The sequence below is a fragment of the Oceanospirillum maris DSM 6286 genome (genome assembly GCF_000422865.1).
Lineage (GTDB): Bacteria > Pseudomonadota > Gammaproteobacteria > Pseudomonadales > Halomonadaceae > Oceanospirillum > Oceanospirillum maris.
In genome coordinates this window covers 410,339-430,284 of the sequence record NZ_KE383936.1, presented here as the reverse complement: position 1 = coordinate 430,284, position 19,946 = coordinate 410,339, and the positions used below count along the sequence as shown (strand labels likewise).

The window sequence follows — 19,946 nt, the reverse complement described above, 5'->3', positions numbered from 1 at the left end:
TCATGAAAAGCGATCAATTTAAAGGATTGCTCAGCCTCCATACCGCCAGCTTGCTCTTTGGAGGCACTGCTCTTTTTTCGCAAACTATTCAACTTAATGCCATAGACCTCACCGCATGGCGCTGTCTAATTGCAGGCTTATTTTTATTCGCCTGGCTAAAGCTAAAGCAGCAACCCCTAATATTCGAACATAAGCATCATTATTTTGGCATTATCGGCTTGGCGGTTTTAGTCGGATTGCACTGGATTACCTACTTTCATGCGATGCAGGTTGCCGGTGTTACGGTGGGAATCTTAGCGTTATTCACCTATCCGGTAATGACTGTACTGCTTGAACCTATTTTTGATCGAGCACGTATCAAAGCACGCGACCTTATTGCAGCCGTGCTTGTTGTTGGTGGTGTCAGTTTAATGACTCCATCACTAAACCCCGAAGACCCTATTGCTGTCGGTATTTTCTGGGGAGTGTTATCGGCCTTACTGTTCACTTTACGCAACCTGTTGATGAAGAAATATTACAGGCAATACAGTCCGTTGCTTACTATGGGCTGGCAATCAGTCTTAGTGACCATTATGTTATTGCCCTTTGTGACCAATGAACTACAGGCCCTTGAAAGCGATCAATGGCTACAACTACTGTTACTGGGCACCTTCTTTACTGCAGCTCCTCATACATTATTAGCCAATAGCCTAAGGTATCTAAAAGCAGCGAGTGTCAGTTTAATTTCCTGCCTACAGCCTGTTTATGGTGCCGCGCTAGCTTTTCTTATTCTAGGGGAACAGATTGAGCTAATGACCCTAATCGGAGGTAGCCTCATTATCGCCGCAGCCGTCAATGAAACACTCCGAAAAAAAGCCTGACTATATTTACTCTCCCCACTTCGGCATCAGATTCTGTTCAAAGCCGAGCTGATCGAGGATACGGGCGACGATAAAGTCCACCATATCTTCGATTGTTTTGGGGTTGTGATAGAAACCGGGGCTTGCGGGCATCACCAGCGCGCCCATCCGGGTCAGGGTTAGCATATGCTGTAGATGTACTTCATGATAAGGCGCTTCTCGGTGAACGAGGATAAGCTGGCGGCGCTCTTTTAACGCAACATCAGCAGCCCGTTCAATCAAGTTGTTACTCGCGGCGGTGGCAATAGCGGACAATGTACCGGTAGAACAGGGACATACCACCATCTTATGGGGCGCACCAGAGCCAGAGGCCACAGGTGCCATCCAGTTCTCTCGACCATAAACCTTAATCTGCCACGGCTTAGCATTAAACCGATCAATCAGATAGGCCTGCAGCTTATCGCTGGCAGAAGGAAAGGTTTCTTGAGTCTCTGTCGCGATCACCACTTGAGCCGCTTTCGATACCATGACCGAAACTTCGCAACCCAAGGCCACCAAGCAATCAATTAATCGGATACCGTACTGAACACCTGAAGCGCCTGTTAAAGCCACCGTAACACGTTGTTCAGAAGATATGATCTGTTGCCCAAAAGAGGGAAAAGAGGGGGTCGGTGCTGTCATTCTTTTTTATTTAAACCTATGTTGATGCCATTCTAGTGTTCAACATTCCGCTAAAGCCGTCAGCAGTTTTTGATGAATACCGCCAAAGCTGCCGTTACTCATGACCACGATACGATCCCCAGGCTGGCTAACCTCAACCAAGCGCACAATAAGATGATCAAGATCAGCAACTAGTTCAGACGGTATAGAGGCATTAGCTATCACCGATCCAAGGTTCCAATCCAGGCCTTCGGGCTGATACCAGAAAGCTTCATCCGCATGTTGTGTGCAGTTGATTAACTGCTCTTGAAGTGTGCCAAGCCGCATGGTGTTAGAGCGCGGCTCAATAACGGCGAGAATACGCCCCTCTTCATTACTGGACAAAGAAGGGTCCAGCGCTAGCTGAGCCTTAGCGCCTTCCAAGGTCGTATTGATCGCCGTTGGATGGTGGGCAAAATCGTCATACACCTTAACGCCGTTGACTTCACCCCGTAGCTCCATACGTCGCTTTACATTTTGAAAGGCACCCAACGCTTCAGCCGCAATCTGAGGCGTAACCCCAACATGGCGCGCTGCCGCTATTGCGGCCACAGCATTAGCCACATTATGTTGGCCGGATAACGACCAAGACACCTCCGCGACGGATTGACCATCTAACAGCACGTTAAAACGACTACCATCTTCTCGAAGTAACGTGGCGCTCCAGCCCTTTGGTTGATCGGCTGAGACTATCGCCTGAGTAGCACTCCAGCAACCTTGCTCCAGCACACCGTTTAATGATTGACAATCGTTATAAACAATAAGGCCATCAGAGGGTACAGTGCGCACAAGGTGATGGAACTGACGCTGAATCGCCGCCAGATCTGGGAAAATATCCGCGTGGTCAAATTCCAAGTTATTCATAATAAGAGTACGTGGGCGGTAATGCACAAACTTGGAACGCTTATCAAAGAAAGCTGAGTCATATTCATCCGCTTCAATAACAAAGAAGGGCGTATCACCTAAGCGGGCAGAGATACCAAAATTTTCCGGCACACCTCCCACTAAAAAACCTGGGGCCATTTTGGCATAGTCTAAAATCTGCGCCAGCATACTCGTGGTCGTGGTTTTACCATGAGTACCGGATACAGCAAGCACCCATTTATCTTGCAGTACATGCTCCGATAACCACTGAGGGCCGGAGGTATAAGGGATACCTTTATTCAGCACAAACTCGACCGCCGGATTACCTCGGCTCATAGCATTGCCGATAATCACTAAATCAGGGACAGGGTCTAGCTGTTGAGGGTCATACCCTTGAGTGATCTCAATGCCTTGCTCTTCAAGCTGCGTGCTCATAGGGGGATAGACATTAGCATCAGAGCCTGTCACTTGGTGCCCAAGCTCCCGAGCCAACAAGGCTAGACTTCCCATAAAGGTTCCACAGATACCCAAAATATGCAGGTGCATACAAGCTCCCTCAGCCGACATCAAAAAACCACTGCCCAAGCAGACGGTATATTCAAAAAGTTGCCAGAAGGTTAGCACGAGAATCTTACCGGCCCAAACAAAGCCTCCGCAAAATGCATAATCAGCATACTAATACCATCATAAAAACAGATGCTTAGACCACTCTCAGGCAATTATTAGAAATTCAGCAAGAAAAAACCTTATCTCAGACCATGCAAAAGTAGGTAAATTCAAGTAACATTGCCCGCATTTTTCAAGGCTAGCAAGGCTTAATGGTATTCTTGGTTTTTTACCCTTTCCCCCTTGGTTGGTCACTTATTTTAGACCTCAACGACTCCCAGGAGCCAGTTCAGAGATGAGCAAGCAAAACGCGTTTTATGCCCAGTCAGGTGGTGTTACTTCTGTTATTAATGCCAGTGCCTGTGGTGTCATCGAAACTGCACGTAAACACAGCGACAAAATTGGTACTGTTTATGCCGGTCAAAACGGTATTATTGGTGCCTTGGTTGAAGAGCTGATCGATACCAATGCTATCTCTGAGCAAGACGTTGCTGCGCTGCGCCACACCCCTGGTGGCGCATTCGGTTCTTGCCGCTACAAATTGAAAGACATGGAGACACACCGCGAGCAGTACGAGCGTCTCATCGAAGTATTTAAAGCCCATGACATCGGCTACTTCTTTTACAACGGCGGCAACGATTCTGCCGATACGTGCCTGAAAGTCTCTCAAATCTCTGAAAAACTGGGTTATCCAATCCAAGCAATCCACGTACCTAAAACCGTTGATAACGACCTGCCAATCACCGACACCTGCCCAGGTTTTGGTTCCGTGGCTAAATATATTGCGTTATCAACTATGGAAGCAGGTTTGGATATTCAATCCATGTGCGAAACCTCTACCAAGGTATTTATCCTTGAAGTAATGGGTCGCCATGCTGGTTGGATCGCCGCAGCGGGTGGTTTGGCACAGCAAGCTGAAGGCCAGCCACCACATATCATTATCTTCCCTGAAATCGCCTTTGACCGTGAAGCCTTTATGAAGAAGGTTGATCAAAGTGTGAAAGACAACGGCTACTGCGTTATCGTTGTGTCGGAAGGTGCTCATTATGAAGACGGTACTTTCTTAGCGGATGCCGGTACGAAAGATGCCTTCGGCCATACTCAATTAGGTGGCGTAGCACCAACGCTGGCGAATATGGTTCGCGAAGAACTGGGTTATAAATACCACTGGGCTGTTGCGGATTACCTACAACGTGCTGCCCGTCATATTTCTTCTAAAACAGACGTTGAACAGGCTTACGCCGTCGGCCAAGCAGCAGTTGAAATGGCCGTTGCCGGTAAAAATGCGGTAATGCCTGCCATTATTCGCAAGAGCAACACACCGTTCAAATGGGTGATTGAAGAAGCACCCCTGGATCAAGTGGCTAACGTAGAGAAATTTATGCCACGGGACTTTATCTCCGAAGATGGCTTCAGTATCACTGAAGCTTGCCGCGAGTACCTAGAACCCCTCATCCGCGGCGAAGCAGAGCTACCTTATGATGAAAAAACAGGTCTGCCAACGTACGTACGTCTAACCCATCAGCTAGCTGAGAAAAAACTGCCGGAATTTAAAGCGTAACCTAGCCCGAGAACTAAGGTTAAAACATTCTTTTAGCCAAGGTTAATGCTTTAAAACCAGCAAGCACAACAGAACCTGCATTCTTTTATCAAAAGAATGCAGGTTTTTTTATGTACAAAAACCTGCAGGTAACGTTTTACGCATCATGCTTATTCACAAAACTCATTTCCCTTTAGATCTCTTATGCAGGAACATATGCGATTTCCGTATATAAGCCCTTGTATTTAAAAGAGCATTATTTCAAAAGGATGCCTATGAACACCACTCGCTTTAATCCTTGGCTGGTTGTTATTGCTGCCGGAATTATTTTGTCTTATAACATGGGTGTTCGATTATCCACTGGCCTATTAATCCCTAATATCAATCAAGAACTTGGGATATCTCTAGCAGATTTGGCCTTTGGCTTTGCTGTGCAGAACCTTGTTTGGGGGGCCGTATCTCCGATAGCGGGTTTACTGGCGGAGCGGTTTGGTACCGTTCGCGTGCTATTGGCTGGGGCTGTTCTTTATGGTTTAGGTATGATGTTGGCTGCGATGGCTCAGGACAACACCCTATTCTTTATCGGCAATGCTCTCTTGGTTGGCGTCGGAGTTGGGGCAACGACCTTTCCTATTGTACTGGCCGCTGTAGGTCAGAAATTTCCAGCCCATAAACGAACCTTAGCATTAGGGGTCGCCAGCGCCGGTGGCTCGCTGGGTCAATTTCTCTACGCTATTATTCTTGGCAAAATTAGCCCAGTTATTGGCTGGTCAGATACTTTTATGTGGTTTGCTGGCTCCACTCTTGTGGTATTTGCCTTAGCGTGGCTGCTTGCGGAGGAGAAACAGTTAAAAGCGGAGCGCCAGCAGGCACGAATTGATGCCCCTACCAAGCTTTTTGACTGGAAGGCCATTGGCCAAGCGATAAAAGTGCCCGAGTATCAGCTATTAAATTTCGGCTTTTTTGTTTGTGGCTTCCACATCGCTTTTATCAGTGTTCATATGGCGGGCTTGGTCAGTTTCTGTGGCTTACCAGTAACCGTTGCATCAAACTCAATCGCTTTAATCGGCTTGATTAATGTTGTTGGTGCTATCTCCGTAGGCTGGGCAGGAGATCGTTGGCATAAACCTTATCTATTAACGCTAATTTACGGCCTGAGAACCCTGCTGATTATTATGTTGATGGTACTACCCCCAACTTATGAAGTTTTTTACGCGTTCTCTATTGTGATGGGAATGCTCTGGCTTTCTACCGTACCTTTAACCAGTGGCTGTGTTGCTCATCTTTTTGGCACCAAAAACCTAGCATCGTTATTTGGCATAGTGATGTTTAGTCATCAAATTGGGGCTTTTTTTGGCAGCTGGTGGGGCGGCTTACTCTTCGACTGGTATGGAGATTACAGCATCGCCTTGAGCTTAAGTGCGGGGCTGGGCTTACTCGCCGCTTTAGTACATTTACCGTTAACACCGAAACGGTTTGCAGCGGCAGAGTTTAAAGCGGTTTAAGGTCGTTAGAAGCTATTTAAGGTCTAAGGCTATTTACGCTTTGCCTTCGACCAAGGACTGGTATCTGGCGTTGTATCGAGGGAGCGCTTAGCATTATCCGCAATGGACCTCTTCACTTCTGCCACTAAAACAGCCTCTGTTTTAGTGGCTCTTTTTTTCGCAGAATGCCCTTTCATTTGAAGATAAAGACTCTCAACTTTTTGCCGCGCCCACGGGGTTCTACGCAAGAATTTTAGACTTGATTTAACGCTAGGGTTCGTTTTGAAGCAGTTTGCAGAGATACGCTCTGCCAGCCCTTCCCACTGATATTCTGCGACCAGTTCATTCAGTATCTGCTCAAGTTTAATGCCATGTAGCGGGTCAGTTTTGCGTACAGCAGTAACAGGGCGTTCATCAGTGGTCATACTTTTTTAAGCCTATGTGACGTTCAAAATAAAAAGGAGTCATCAAGACTCCTTTCATCAATAAATTGCCGAGAAAAAATCTCTTCTTTAGTACAGCATACTGGCTATCAATAATAACAGTAAGATGCCTGATAAGCCCTTCCAAAACACCAAAGGATTGCGTTCTGCTAAGGGTAAATTTCCTTCTTTAATATAATGTGGGTTTGGCTTTTTCAAATCATATATAAACTCTGATAACCGACGGTAACGCAACTCTGGATTAGGCTGCAATGCACGACGTAATGTCCCATCTAACCAAACAGGTATCATAGGATTAAACTGAAAGCTTGGTAAATATTCCAAACGGGAGAAATCTGCTCGGCTATGGAAATTATCCATCTGTCCCGCATAAGGCTGATGACCTGTGATCATCCAGTAGGCAATAACTGCCAGTGAAAACTGATCTGCACTTGGCCCAGGCTCTCGATTTAATCGATATTCCGGTGCGCTGTAATGGCTTAAGCCAACCATACGGGCAATGGATAACGGTGAAGGTAAATCATCCGTTCCCGGTACAGCACAGGAGGCAAAATCAATCAGCTTAATCATCCCCTGCTGATCGACCAAGATATTATCAGGATGCAAGCCTTGGCAGAGAATATCACGACGGTGTAGCGCCCGAACCGCTTTAACCATCTGTTCGATTAAATCGATTAAGCGGCGCAGTTCCGCATGAGGATTTTGAATCATCCATTCGCTCAGGGTCTTACCATCAACAAATTCCCGTAGATAATACAGGTAATTTCTTGGCCGAGAAGCATCGACAATTTTAGCCACATAAGGAGAATTAACACGCTCAACGACCCACTGCTGCATAATAAACTGGCGTAAAAAACCTTTACGACTGGACAACTGTGGCGAAGGTGCTTTTAAGACCATTTCACGGCCCGTATGCTTATCTTCAACGCGGTAGATACAGCTCATATTGCTTTTGTTGAGCACTTCTAAGACGCGATAACCATCTAAGTCTTCACCTACATTTAACTCACGGGGAACAGGGAGCGTACCAAAAACCTCTCCAATGGTGTCCCCCGCTTCATCCGGTAGCATATCAATACGGACTAATTGAAAACAAAAGTGCGTACTGCTATAACCTCGGGCGCTTGCCTTATCCATTGCCACATCAAGCAAACGATCACAGGCTTCATTCAAATCTGAAGCATTATGCCGAATCTGTTGTACATAATCTGAAGCAACTAAAGTGCCCTTACTCGCCTGCGTGGTAAACAGTAGAATATCACCCTGCTTAATAGAAAACTGGTGATAATCAATATCAACACTAGGATCCAAGCCAAGGGCTCGCGAGGGATACCGATAACCACCAATAAAGTTAGTATGCTCTCGGTTTAGTTGCTCAAACTCACCACCTCGTAAACGATAAACCAGTGTATCGCCCATGTGGAATAGATGGCCCTGACGCCCTTTAAGCACTGCGGCACTAAAAGAGCTGATATAGTTACCATTGGATACATTTTTGCCTTGGCTAAACAGCCAGCCATTTAAAGCACTAAGCACCTTGGTTGCCGATGTTTTAACATCCCAATTATCAGGCGTTGCATAGTAATCAGCAAGAAAGCCCCGTACACAGGTTTCAGCCGCCTGTTTAGCAATCACATTGCGCCACGTTGAGTCCGCGACAACCGCTGCGACACCTTTCACCGCTAAACCTGAGCCTTCGGGTATTTTCACCGACATGGTAGAACGAATTGAGTTTCTGTCCGGCGCAATAAACGCCTGCCCATAACTGACTTTTAGTTGACTATCTCGGGTCATTGCACCAACTCGGGTCGTGATTATCGATTGTCGCCTGCTTACCGTACGGCAGTACGAACTTTGAAGGCCCAATTAAAGCCCTACAGCCTTGTTTCGGCTTTGAATCTATAAGCTTGCAAATATTATGCAATAGTGGCAAGCCTTATGCCTATAGAGACCTATGGAGAGAAATGTAAGTAACCCGTAACCAGGTCGTAAAGACTCACAAGAATCGACATAAATTCAAAACAACGGAGGCCAGTAAGCAATATTACAGCAGCCGTAAGCTAAACCCTTGTGTTCTTTAGTAGGAATCGGACTCTGGGCAATGGCAATCAAAAGGCTCTGACTATATAATCCTGCCAGCTTTTATGAGGGTAGAAACCCTACTTTTCCATTCACATTTCTCTATATCTGGGGTCAGAACTATGGATTTCGATAAAATTCCACCGGGCAAAGACGCACCAAATGACATCTATGTAGCCATTGAAATTCCGGCGCATAGCTCTCCAATCAAATATGAGATTGAGAAAGAGTTCAGTGCCATTATGGTTGACCGTTTCATGGCAACCCCTATGTTCTACCCAGCCAACTACGGCTTTATCCCGAACACGCTATCTGAAGATGGTGATGCTCTGGACGTGTTAGTGATCACACCTTACCCAGTACTACCGGGGTCTGTTATCCGCTGCCGTCCTGTTGGCGTTCTGAACATGTCTGACGAAGCTGGCCCTGATGCTAAGCTGGTTGCTGTTCCCCACGATAAACTGACAACTGTTTACAAAGAAATTCAGGATGTTGATGATATCCCTACTTTGCTGCGTGAGCAGATCACTCACTTCTTCGAGAACTACAAAGATCTAGAAGAAGGCAAGTGGGTTAAAGTTGAAGGTTGGGGCGATGCAGAAGCAGCCCGTGATGCTATTGTTAAATCTATTGCAGCGTTTAACGCAGACAAATAAGTTGCTCGCAAAAATAGATAATGGTATCAACATGCTAGCGGCCTAAAAGCGGCTAACATTAAAAATCCCTCAATCGCTGATTTGATCAGTGTTTGAGGGATTTTTGCTTGTCGCAATAATCTTTCTTATTGCTATTGTATTACGACCTTTATGGGCTACATACACCCTCACTAAAATCCCATTTGATCACACTTTCTATCTCTTCTGGTTTGTAGCAGTAACTTTTTCCACCAGCCGTACTCCTGGTCTTAATTGATATATCGCCGTTTTTAACACTCAAGGTTTTAACATTTTTAAAGTCATCCCCTGAGACAATAGCTCGCCCCACATCAAAATCATTTGAACCGTTGGTTTTGCATCCGTTAAGACCGCCGGTCATCATATGACACACACCAATACGCACTTTATATCCCGCGGCGAGGGAGTGAATCTCAGATATCCGAGCTTTCTCTACATAATCGCTGTACATAGGTGTTGCGACCGCAGCCAAGATCCCAATAATTGCAACAACAATAAGCAATTCAACGAGGGTAAAACCTTGTTGTGTTTTCATCATATTCATCCTTAAATTAGTGAAACGTCCCTTATAAGTGATAGTCTAGTTGAGTTAACTTAACAGTTGAATTATCACTCTTAAAAGTAAAAATTTAAGGTATAAAACCAGATCAGATAATAAAGACATCTCTCACGGCGTAACAAACCTAGGATGCTAAACGGAATAGCACTTACCTGAGGAGAGTTCTGTGACATTAAGCAGCATTACACAACGATTAATCACTGAAGGTGTTATCAGCAAGGACGCAGCTCTTGTTATTGCCGAAAAGGCACGGGTACAAGATATATCCTTTTTACAATATGCAGCTACTTATCAAAAAGTAGACTCTAACGCCCTTGCCCTAACTATTGCCCATGAGTTCGGCATCCCCTTTTTAGATCTCAGCGCCTTTGATTGTGAACACTTGCCTAAAGACTTAGTCAGTGAAAAACTTATTCGTCACCATATGGCATTACCTTTATTTCAACGAGGTAACACATTATTTTTAGCGATGTTCGACCCCACAAATCTAGCCGCAGAAGATGATATTCAGTTCCAAACGGGGCTTAAAACTGAAGTCATACTGGTTGCTTATGATCAACTTACTCGCACCGTGGATGCCTATATTGAGGGTGACGAAGCAGCCCTTGCTCGATTAGAGGATGAAGAGGCTAATAGTTTAGATACAGATGAACATCAAAGAGCCGAGCATTTATCGAGTACCGATGATGCACCCATCGTGAAATTTGTAAATAAAATATTGCTAGATGCCATTAAAACTGGGGCTTCAGATATCCACCTTGAACCTTACGAACGCAGCTTTCGGGTTCGCTACCGCACCGACGGCATACTCCATGAAGTGATCAAACCGCCTTTCTCTCTGCGTAATCGCATTATAAGCCGCCTAAAAGTCATGGCTCACTTGGATATATCTGAACGTAGAATCCCTCAAGATGGCAGCATTAAGTTAAACGTATCCAAAACTCGTACTATCGATTTTCGTGTTAATACCTTGCCAACAATATGGGGTGAAAAAGTAGTCTTGCGCGTACTTGACTCCAGCGCGGCACGAATAGGTATTGATGAACTCGGCTTCGCACCAGAGCAAAAAAGGGCATTTGAAAAAGCTCTAGCCAAACCTCAGGGTATGATTCTGGTGACAGGGCCAACCGGTAGCGGTAAAACAGTAACGCTTTATACCGGCATCAATATCCTCAACACGCCCGAACGCAATATATCCACTGCGGAAGATCCCGTGGAGATCAATCTAGAAGGCATCAATCAAGTTAGTATTAACACAAAGGTCGGCTTAGATTTTTCTTCGGCTCTACGGGCATTTTTAAGACAAGACCCCGATATCATCATGGTAGGTGAAATTCGTGACTTAGAAACCGCTGAGATTGCTATTAAAGCAGCCCAAACAGGTCATTTGGTTTTATCCACGCTACATACAAATAGTGCTGCAGAAACTCTTTCTCGCCTAGGAAACATGGGGATTCCTGCTTTCAATATTGCTACATCGGTTAGCCTGATCATCGCCCAACGCCTGGCTAGAAAACTCTGCAACCATTGCAAAAAACCAGCGACACCGCCTCCCTGTATATTAATTGATGCAGGATTTAAACCAGAGGATATTGAGCACATCATACTCTACGAACCAGAAGGTTGTGAGCGTTGTAATAATGGTTACAAAGGGCGTATTGGTATTTATGAGTTACTACCCGTATCGCCTGAAATATCACGACTCATTATGGCCAATGCTAACTCAATTGATATTGCTCAACAAAGCCGCAAAGAAGGCTTCAACACACTGAGGACATCGGGACTTAATAAAGCTAGAGCAGGATTAACCAGCCTTGCAGAGGTCAATCGAGTCACCATTGACTAACGACTCAACGGCCTAACCTGATGGCCTATAATCCCGAATAAGGATAATCGAAAATCACATTGACCTATTTTTTAGCTCGCTAGCCATAAGGACACGCTAAAATGGCCAGAAAAAAGGATGCTCCCAATAAACAGCAGTACCCTATGTTTTATTGGCAAGGAATGGATAGCCAAGGCTTAGAGCAAGAAGGTGAGCTGCAGGCGCTTAATATTAACTTTGTGAAAGCTCAACTGCGTAAGCAAGGCATTACCCCTGGTAAAATACGCAAAAAAAAGCCCGCACTCTTTGGCCTTGGTGAAAAGAAAATAACAACCCGTGAGATAGCCCTTTTTGCCCGTCTGTTATCTACGATGATACAAGCCGGCATCCCCCTCGTTCAATCACTTAATGTGGTTGCAGAAGGTACAGAAAATGCGGCACTGCAGAAAATAATTATCAGTATTCGTAACGAAGTTGCTGATGGAAACATGCTGAGCGCGGGCTTACGCAGACACCCGGAGTATTTCGATCAACTATTCTGCAATCTGGTTGAGGCGGGAGAAAAATCAGGTGCTTTAGAAGCCATGCTGAACCGAGTGGCGCTCTATAAAGAGAAAACAGACCGGATCAAAGCTAAAGTCAAAAAAGCGCTGTATTACCCTATCGCTGTACTATCCATCGGCTTTGCCGTTATGCTTATTCTACTGCTAAAAGTTGTTCCTCAATTTGAGGCATTATTTAATAGCTTTAATGCCGAACTACCGATAATGACGCAAATTGTGATCGGCATATCAGAATTCATTCAATACTGGTGGTGGAGTATTCTAGGGCTGTTGATACTCATCCCTTTTCTGCTGAAAAAAAGTTATAAAAACTCTGAACAAGTCGCCTACCGAATCGATGCACTTACGTTACGCATGCCTATTATTGGTCTCATCATAAAAAAATCATCCATTGCCCGTTTTGCACGAACGCTCTCAACCTCTTTTACTGCCGGTATGCCTCTTGTTGAGTCCATGACATCCTCTGCAGGTGCCTCTGGGAATCGGGTGTATACTCGTGCAATCTTCACCGCAAGAGACAGTATTGCCACGGGGCAGCAACTTCATTTTGCACTTAAAACCACCCGTATTTTTCCTACAATGGTGACACTAATGGTATCCATCGGTGAAGAATCAGGTTCCTTAGATCGCATGCTAGACAAAGTGGCAGGATTCTATGAGGAAGAAGTTGATGATGCCGTGGAAGCGATGACAACCCTACTTGAACCCATTGTTGTCGCAGTGCTAGGTTTCTTGGTTGGCGGACTTGTGTTGGCCATGTATCTACCAATCTTTAAAATGGGCAGCCTCTTTTAATGCAGTCACTATTAATCTTACTGGAACAATCTTTAGAACTTACATTGGTTATCGCAGGATTATTTGGATTACTGCTTGGTAGCTTTCTCAATGTAGTTATCTACCGCATACCCTTAATGCTGCAGCAAGAGCTGCTACAGCAATACTCGCTGGATACCTTTTCAGCCGATGGTTCCCCTCTAGCGGATATAGCTCAGAACCCAACCCACGAAACAATCAAGCCCCACTTTAACTTGGCCTGGCCGAACTCTCACTGCCCAGCTTGTAACGCCCCTATTAAGGCTTGGCAAAATATCCCCGTTGTTAGCTATCTCTTGTTAAAGGGACACTGCCATCACTGCCATACTACAATCTCAAAGCAGTACCCTATTGTCGAAATTATTTCTGCTTTTCTGGCCATAGTCAGTGTGCTTAATTTTGGTTTATCGATACAAGGTTTGGTGTTATTTTTCGTGAGCCTTACCCTGTTGGCATTAGCCGTTATCGATCTAAATACCTTCTTACTGCCAGACCGCCTAACGCTTCCCTTGCTTTGGTCGGGTCTACTTTACCAAAGCCTTTACCACCCTAGTTTTTTGACGGAAGCTGTTTGGGGAGCCGCCATCGGCTATCTGATACTGTGGTCGATTTACTGGCTGTTTAAGTTGATCACGGGCAAGGAAGGCATGGGCTACGGGGACTTTAAACTGCTAGCAGCATTAGGGGCTTGGTTAGGGGCACTTCAATTACCATCATTGCTGCTGATTAGCGCCTTAAGCGGGCTACTGATCGCGTTACTCTATAAGCTAAAATACAAAGAACATCAAGGAGGCACGCCCTTTGGCCCTGCACTAGCGCTCTCTGGCTGGCTCTGCCTATCATTTCCTGATACCGTGCGCTCTGTTATGGCGTATCTTTTTTATTGAGCGCCAACATGGCCGGTAAGCCTTTACAGCAAAGAGATTAAACCCCATAAAATGAGCAAGAAAACACTTATTGTTGGTCTAACGGGCGGTATTGGTTCAGGGAAAACAGCCGCATCAGACTATTTCAAAACATTAGGCATCTGCATTGTTGATGCTGACATTGTTGCCCGTGATGTTGTTGAAACAGGCTCAGAAACGCTTCTAAATATTGAGCAGCACTTTGGGCCCTCAGTGATTTTAGATGATGGCTCCCTCAATAGAGCTTGGTTACGCCAAAAAATCTTTGAAAATCCCGAAGAAAGACACTGGCTAGAATCGGTGACGCACCCAGCAATACGCGCACGTATTGTTAGCTTATTAGAACAGGCATCATCACCCTATAGCATACTTGTTTCGCCGCTATTATTTGAAAGTGGCCAAGATGAGCTAACCGATCGAACCCTGTTAATTGATGTGCCAGAATCCGTTCAGCTTGAGCGTACCGCTAAAAGAGACAATAACAGTACAGAGCAGGTGGACGCTATTATTAAAGCGCAAATGCCTAGGCGTGAACGCCAACAGCGAGCCGACGACATTATTCTTAATGACACCACCCTTGAACAGCTCCAACAAAAATGTCTTGAGTACCATCAATATTATTTAAAATCAGCCAACGATCAGGAATGACAATGACTAACAAACCACTAACCGTTAAGTGCCCAACGTGCCAAACACCGGTTACCTGGGGCGAAGAAAGCCCCCATCGCCCATTTTGCAGTGACCGATGCCGTCTTATTGATCTAGGTGAATGGGCAAGTGAAAGCCATAAAATAGCAGGAGAGACAGCATTTGATGAGGCAAGCAGTGATCTAATGGATGCTTATCCTAGGGATTAGCAGCTAAAACGTCACTCAAATCGAATATTCTGAGATAAAAAACACCTGCCCACGACTTCACCACTCACTCGCTTAAAATATGGCGTCTCATTGCAGGTGTTTTTTTATACTGACGGCTAGCCTCTATTTAGACAGGACTATTTATATACAGGGTTATTTAAGTTTGAGGCCAAAAAGCACGAATGCCCGCAACACCTTGTCCACCTAATCCACGGGCACGACGAATATCTGATCGCCCTAAGCCTCCCAAGGCATATACAGGCATAGGAATATATTCGATGGCATCATGGAAAGCCTGCCAACCAATCGCCTCAATACCCGGATGGCTCTCGGTTTCTTGAACAGGGCTATAGGTTGCCATATCCGCTTGTAAAGTAAGTGCCGTTTTTAGCTGGGAAGTATTATGGCAAGCACAGGACAAAAATTTACCGGTTGGGATTGGACGACTCGAAAAATGAGATAAACGCTCTGTCGTCAAATGAATACCATCAGCATCAACACGCTCTAAAATAGAAGGCTCAGCATTAAGAATCAAACGTGCACCTGCTGCTCGGGTTAATTTAAGAGCCGCTGTCGCACGCTGAATAAATGCTTTCTCAGATAAACCGTGGGCCCGCATTTGGATTAGCTCGACACCCATATCGAGTGTATTTTGTAACTTACTCAACCAATCCGCATCATCTACGGCTTCACCGGTAATCATATAGTGATCCGGTAACTTGAGAGCTTTAAGAATAGGCTTATTTGCTTCAGGGAAGGTGTATTGACTGAGATTTTTCTCTTTAACCCAACGTACCGCTTGTCCTTCTCGGCCATAAGCTTCACCAGAAAAAGCATCAACCTGCCAAACATCCAGTAATACGGCGCGATCGGGATAGCTATGATGCACACGAATTAACGGTGACGCTTTCTCAATACTAATTCCTACTTCTTCATTAAGCTCACGGCCTAGGGCTTGTTTCCCTGTTTCATAGGGAGCCAATTTACCACCAGGAAACTCCCATAATCCTCCTTGATCAACAGTGGCTGGACGGCGGGCAATAAGAATTTCACCTTGATCATTGCGTACAACAGCAGCGGCAACATGAAGATGCTTGGGCATGGGGCACCTGTATTATTAATACTCAGACATAAAAAAAGGGATGGGATACCTATTAGCCATACTAATCGTATCCCACCCCTCTACCATTTATATAAACACACGAACTAAACTGAATAAAAACCGGTTATTCTAACTACGATAGTCAGCATTAATCGTTACATAATCGTGGGACAGATCCGTCGTCCAAACGGTTTCCTGCTCATCTCCTCGAGCGAGATCAATACGAATGGTGATATTTTCATTCGCCATCACTGCAGCACCCGCTTCCTCTGTATAACTTGCGCTACGGCCACCATTTTCAACAATCTGAACATCACCTAGCCAAATATTAATGCAATCAACATCAAGCTGATCCACATTAGCACGACCTACAGCCGCTAAGATACGTCCCCAGTTTGCATCACTTGCAAATAGAGCGGTCTTAACCAAAGGTGAATGGGCAACCGTGAAGGCAACTTCTAAGGCTTCTTCGTCCGTTCCCGCATGAGTCACACTAATTTCAACAAACTTAGTCGCACCCTCACCATCTTTCACAATGGCATGTGCAAGCGGCATAGCCACGCTATCTAATGCTTTCTGAAAAGCTTCAACAGCAGCGGTATCTTCTGCTGAAATCTCAGCAGACACACCTGTTGCTACTAACATACAAGCATCATTGGTTGAGGTGTCGCTATCAACGGTAATACGGTTGAACGAGCGATTGGTCGTCGTCGTCAACATCTGCTGTAACAAACCCTGGTCGATCTTAGCATCTGTCGCGATATAGCCCAGCATAGTCGCCATATTCGGCTTAATCATGCCAGAGCCTTTCGATATACCGTTGATATTAACTGTTTGGCCATTGATGTAGGCGCTAGCAACAGCACCTTTAGCACGGGTATCCGTGGTCAGAATGCCTTCTGCGGCTGCAACCCAGTTATCTTCCGCCAGATTATCGACGGCATCGGCTAGAGCGGCTTCAATTTTTTCAACCGGCAGCGGCTCACCAATAACACCTGTAGAAAAAGGCAGTACTTCGTAGTCAGCAACACCGGTAACGCTTGCCAAGGAGGCGCAGCAACGAGCGGCAGCTTCAACCCCTGTTGGGCCTGTTCCGGCATTAGCATTACCTGTATTCACTAAGAAATAACGAGGCGTGGCTTGCTCAATGTGTTTTTTAGCAATTTGAACAGGCGCTGCACAAAATGCATTTTTGGTAAAAACACTAGCGACACTTGCACCCGCAGAACACTCAATAACAACAACATCTTTTCGGCCCGGTTTTTTTATTCCGGCACTAGCAACGCCTAAACGTATGCCTGAAATAGTCTTAAAAACCGGTAGGTCCGAAGGGCCAACAGCCATTACATCACTCCTCGTTTAACTTAATTTTCCATGACATTGTTTAAATTTCTTACCGGAACCACAAGGACAAGGCTCATTACGCCCTACTTTACGGCCATCACGCACAAAGGGTTGGGTCGCATCATCGGGTGGAGTATTTTCAGAGTCAGTCTCACTTGCCATCGCAGAACTACCTGCATGCTGGTACTGATAGGCTTGCTCTGCTTCAGTTTCTCGACGACGACGCTCCATTTCTTCAACATCGGCTTCTTGCTGCACTTGGACATGACTTAAAATACGAATCGCATCATGCTTAATGTTGCCCAGCATCTCTTGAAATAACTCAAAAGACTCACGCTTGTATTCTTGTTTAGGGTTCTTTTGCGCATAACCACGAAGGTGAATACCTTGGCGAAGATGATCCATCGCCGCCAGATGTTCTTTCCAACGAGTATCTAGAACCTGCAGTAAAACCTGTTTCTCAAACTGGCGAATGGTATTTTCACCGACATGAACTTCTTTCTCACGATAAAGCTGTGTTAACTCAGCCAGTATTTTTTCACGCAAGCTATCTTCAAACAGCTGCTGATCATCATCCAGCCACTCCTGAAGCGGTAAACGCAAAGCAAATTCGGCTTCAAGATGCAACTCAAGCCCTTTAACATCCCACTGCTCCGGCATGCTCTGTGGTGGAATAAAGGTACTAATCGCATCATAAAGTACGTCACTGCGAATCGAATCAATAACCTCAGCAATCGACTCACTATTCAATACTTCATTACGCTGCTGGTAGACGACCGTACGCTGATCATTGGCTACATCATCGTATTCAAGCAGCTGCTTACGAATATCAAAATTGCGTCCCTCAACTTTACGCTGAGCTTTTTCGATCGCATTGCTTACCATGCGGTGTTCAATGGCTTCGCCATTTTCCATACCAAGGGCTTGCATAAAACCCCTGACCCGCTCTGAAGCAAACAATCGCATCAGGTCATCTTCCAAAGAAAGGAAGAAACGTGTTGAACCTGGATCACCCTGTCGACCTGAGCGACCTCGTAACTGGTTATCAATACGGCGAGACTCATGGCGCTCTGAGCCGATCACATGCAAACCACCGGCATCTAGCACAGCTTGATGATGCTCATTCCACTGTGACTTAATCGCATCTATCTGCTCTTGGGAAGGTGAGTCTAACTGCTCAACCTCTTCTTCCCAGCTGCCACCAAGCACAATATCCGTACCACGACCGGCCATATTGGTTGCGATCGTTACCGCACCAGGACGGCCCGCTTGAGCAATAATATGAGCTTCACGGTCATGTTGCTTGGCATTAAGCACGTTATGTTCAACACCGGCTTCAACCAGTAAGCGGCTCAAATATTCTGATGCTTCGATCGACGCTGTACCAACTAAAACAGGGCGCTGACGCTCAACCTCAAATTTAACGTCTTTAATGATGGCGTTAAATTTCTCTTCCATCGTCAAGAAAATTAAATCGTTATGGTCTTTACGCTGAACGGTTTTATTCGGGGGGATGACAATAACATCTAAGCTGTAGATCTGACGGAACTCAAAGGCTTCAGTATCCGCCGTACCAGTCATACCGGATAACTTCTCATACAACCGGAAGTAGTTTTGAAATGTCGTTGAAGCCATTGTCTGGCTTTCATTTTGGATAGAAACACCTTCACGAGCTTCTACCGCCTGATGCAACCCTTCAGACCAACGACGTCCGGGCATAGTACGACCCGTATGCTCATCAACAATAACAATTTCATTATCTTGAACAATGTAGTGAACATCTCGCTGGAACAAATTATGCGCGCGCAAACCGGCGTTAATATGATGTAACAAGCCTAAATTCGCAGGGGCATAAAGACTCTCACCTTCTGGCAAAAGACCCTGTTCTGTTAGCAGCTCTTCAATAAACTGATGGCCATCTTCTGTTAATTCAACAGAACGATGTTTTTCATCTTTTGTGAAGTGCCCCTCACCACCTTCTTCAACGCACTCTTGCAGCTTGGGTATCAGAAGATTGATCATACGATACATTTCTGAGCTATCTTCAGCAGCACCAGAAATAATCAAAGGCGTACGAGCTTCATCAATCAAGATAGAGTCGACTTCATCAATAACGGCAAAGTAAAGCTCGCGCTGTACTCTGTCATCTAAGCTGAAAGCCATATTATCGCGAAGGTAATCGAAACCAAATTCGTTGTTGGTACCGTAGGTAATATCGCAGGCATATGAGGCGCGTTTTTGTTCAGGGTTCATACCTGGAACCGAAACACCAACGGTTAAGCCTAAAAACTCATACAGTGGACGCATCCACTCTGCATCACGGCGTGCTAAATAGTCGTTCACCGTAACAACGTGAACGCCTTTCGCGGGGATGGCATTAAGATAAACAGCCAGCGTTGCGACCAAGGTTTTCCCCTCACCCGTACGCATCTCCGCTATTTTACCGGCGTTTAAGGCCATACCACCGATAAGCTGTACATCAAAGTGGCGCATACCCATCACTCGGGAGCTAGCTTCACGACATACAGCAAAAGCCTCAGGAAGCAGGCTATCTATGCTCTCGCCCTTTGCAAGGCGATCCCTAAACTCAGTCGTTTTATTTCTAAGCTCATCATCAGATAGCGTTTTAGTCTGATCTTCAAGGCTATTGATTTTGTTAACAATCTTACCCAACCGCTTCAGTTCACGGTCGTTTTTAGTACCAATAATTTTTTTTAAAAGAGATGCAACCATGTTTTTTCTTCAGCAAT

Annotated in this window: 17 protein-coding genes; 9 read left to right on the top strand and 8 right to left on the bottom strand. The window is 45.4% G+C overall.

All coding sequences use genetic code 11. The features are described 5' to 3' along the window. Nucleotides 1-2: 2 nt before the first annotated feature. Complete coding sequence (locus G517_RS0114015; RefSeq protein WP_028304930.1) at nt 3-860, top strand: DMT family transporter; 858 nt, start codon at nt 3-5, stop codon at nt 858-860. Nucleotides 861-866: 6 nt separating this feature from the next. Here the strand turns inward: G517_RS0114015 and G517_RS0114010 are convergent, their stop codons facing one another. Both G517_RS0114010 and mpl read right to left on the bottom strand, forming a co-directional pair. Beyond that, the gene (locus tag G517_RS0114010; protein ID WP_051206420.1) at nt 867-1,520 is read right to left on the bottom strand and encodes a flavin prenyltransferase UbiX; all 654 of its coding nucleotides are present in this window, start codon (nt 1,518-1,520) and stop codon (nt 867-869) included. Nucleotides 1,521-1,559: 39 nt separating this feature from the next. Then, the gene (mpl, locus tag G517_RS0114005) at nt 1,560-2,948 is read right to left on the bottom strand and encodes a UDP-N-acetylmuramate:L-alanyl-gamma-D-glutamyl-meso-diaminopimelate ligase (RefSeq protein ID WP_028304928.1); all 1,389 of its coding nucleotides are present in this window, start codon (nt 2,946-2,948) and stop codon (nt 1,560-1,562) included. Between the two features lie 355 nt (nt 2,949-3,303). On the opposite strand from mpl, the gene G517_RS0114000 reads away from it, so the two are divergent. Continuing rightward, nucleotides 3,304-4,569 carry a 6-phosphofructokinase gene (locus tag G517_RS0114000; protein WP_028304927.1) on the top strand — a complete coding sequence of 422 codons (1,266 nt, stop codon included), beginning with the start codon at nt 3,304-3,306 and terminating at the stop codon, nt 4,567-4,569. 254 nt (nt 4,570-4,823) lie between these two features. Continuing rightward, nucleotides 4,824-6,053 carry an MFS transporter gene (locus G517_RS19325; protein ID WP_051206419.1) on the top strand — a complete coding sequence of 410 codons (1,230 nt, stop codon included), beginning with the start codon at nt 4,824-4,826 and terminating at the stop codon, nt 6,051-6,053. A gap of 29 nt (nt 6,054-6,082) precedes the next feature. Here G517_RS19325 and G517_RS21400 read toward each other — a convergent pair whose 3' ends face one another. Beyond that, entirely contained in the window at nt 6,083-6,457 is a 375-nt protein-coding gene (locus G517_RS21400; RefSeq protein WP_084632260.1) for a VF530 family protein, read from the bottom strand. A gap of 87 nt (nt 6,458-6,544) precedes the next feature. Continuing rightward, nucleotides 6,545-8,269 (bottom strand): bifunctional protein-serine/threonine kinase/phosphatase, encoded by a 1,725-nt coding sequence (locus G517_RS0113985; RefSeq protein ID WP_028304926.1) that lies wholly within the window; start codon nt 8,267-8,269, stop codon nt 6,545-6,547. Between the two features lie 407 nt (nt 8,270-8,676). Here G517_RS0113985 and ppa point away from each other — a divergent pair, with 407 nt between their 5' ends. Beyond that, nucleotides 8,677-9,210 carry an inorganic diphosphatase gene (ppa, locus tag G517_RS0113980; protein WP_028304925.1) on the top strand — a complete coding sequence of 178 codons (534 nt, stop codon included), beginning with the start codon at nt 8,677-8,679 and terminating at the stop codon, nt 9,208-9,210. Between the two features lie 148 nt (nt 9,211-9,358). Here the strand turns inward: ppa and G517_RS21270 are convergent, their stop codons facing one another. Next, complete coding sequence (locus G517_RS21270) at nt 9,359-9,763, bottom strand: pilin (protein ID WP_051206418.1); 405 nt, start codon at nt 9,761-9,763, stop codon at nt 9,359-9,361. 190 nt (nt 9,764-9,953) lie between these two features. Here G517_RS21270 and pilB point away from each other — a divergent pair, with 190 nt between their 5' ends. From pilB to yacG, 5 genes are all read left to right on the top strand, one after another. Beyond that, on the top strand, nt 9,954-11,633 hold the full coding sequence (pilB, locus tag G517_RS0113970) for a type IV-A pilus assembly ATPase PilB (protein WP_028304924.1): 1,680 nt from the start codon (nt 9,954-9,956) through the stop codon (nt 11,631-11,633). A 101-nt stretch (nt 11,634-11,734) separates the two neighbouring features. Then, nucleotides 11,735-12,970 (top strand): type II secretion system F family protein, encoded by a 1,236-nt coding sequence (locus tag G517_RS0113965; protein ID WP_051206417.1) that lies wholly within the window; start codon nt 11,735-11,737, stop codon nt 12,968-12,970. Then, a complete protein-coding gene (locus G517_RS0113960) occupies nt 12,970-13,875 on the top strand; it encodes a prepilin peptidase (RefSeq protein WP_028304922.1) in 906 nt (301 codons plus the stop codon). The genes G517_RS0113965 and G517_RS0113960 overlap by 1 nt, the downstream gene beginning before the upstream one ends. Before the next feature lie 51 nt (nt 13,876-13,926). Next, nucleotides 13,927-14,541, top strand: coding sequence for a dephospho-CoA kinase (gene coaE, locus G517_RS0113955; protein WP_028304921.1), 615 nt, complete (start codon nt 13,927-13,929; stop codon nt 14,539-14,541). 2 nt (nt 14,542-14,543) lie between these two features. Continuing rightward, a complete protein-coding gene (yacG, locus tag G517_RS0113950; RefSeq protein WP_425413776.1) occupies nt 14,544-14,750 on the top strand; it encodes a DNA gyrase inhibitor YacG in 207 nt (68 codons plus the stop codon). A 157-nt stretch (nt 14,751-14,907) separates the two neighbouring features. Here yacG and G517_RS0113945 read toward each other — a convergent pair whose 3' ends face one another. From G517_RS0113945 to secA, 3 genes are all read right to left on the bottom strand, one after another. Then, nucleotides 14,908-15,852 carry a Nudix family hydrolase gene (locus G517_RS0113945; protein WP_028304919.1) on the bottom strand — a complete coding sequence of 315 codons (945 nt, stop codon included), beginning with the start codon at nt 15,850-15,852 and terminating at the stop codon, nt 14,908-14,910. 129 nt (nt 15,853-15,981) lie between these two features. Continuing rightward, on the bottom strand, nt 15,982-17,196 hold the full coding sequence (gene argJ / locus G517_RS0113940) for a bifunctional glutamate N-acetyltransferase/amino-acid acetyltransferase ArgJ (protein WP_028304918.1): 1,215 nt from the start codon (nt 17,194-17,196) through the stop codon (nt 15,982-15,984). A 15-nt stretch (nt 17,197-17,211) separates the two neighbouring features. Beyond that, on the bottom strand, nt 17,212-19,929 hold the full coding sequence (gene secA, locus G517_RS0113935; RefSeq protein WP_028304917.1) for a preprotein translocase subunit SecA: 2,718 nt from the start codon (nt 19,927-19,929) through the stop codon (nt 17,212-17,214). Between the last annotated feature and the right edge of the window lie 17 nt (nt 19,930-19,946).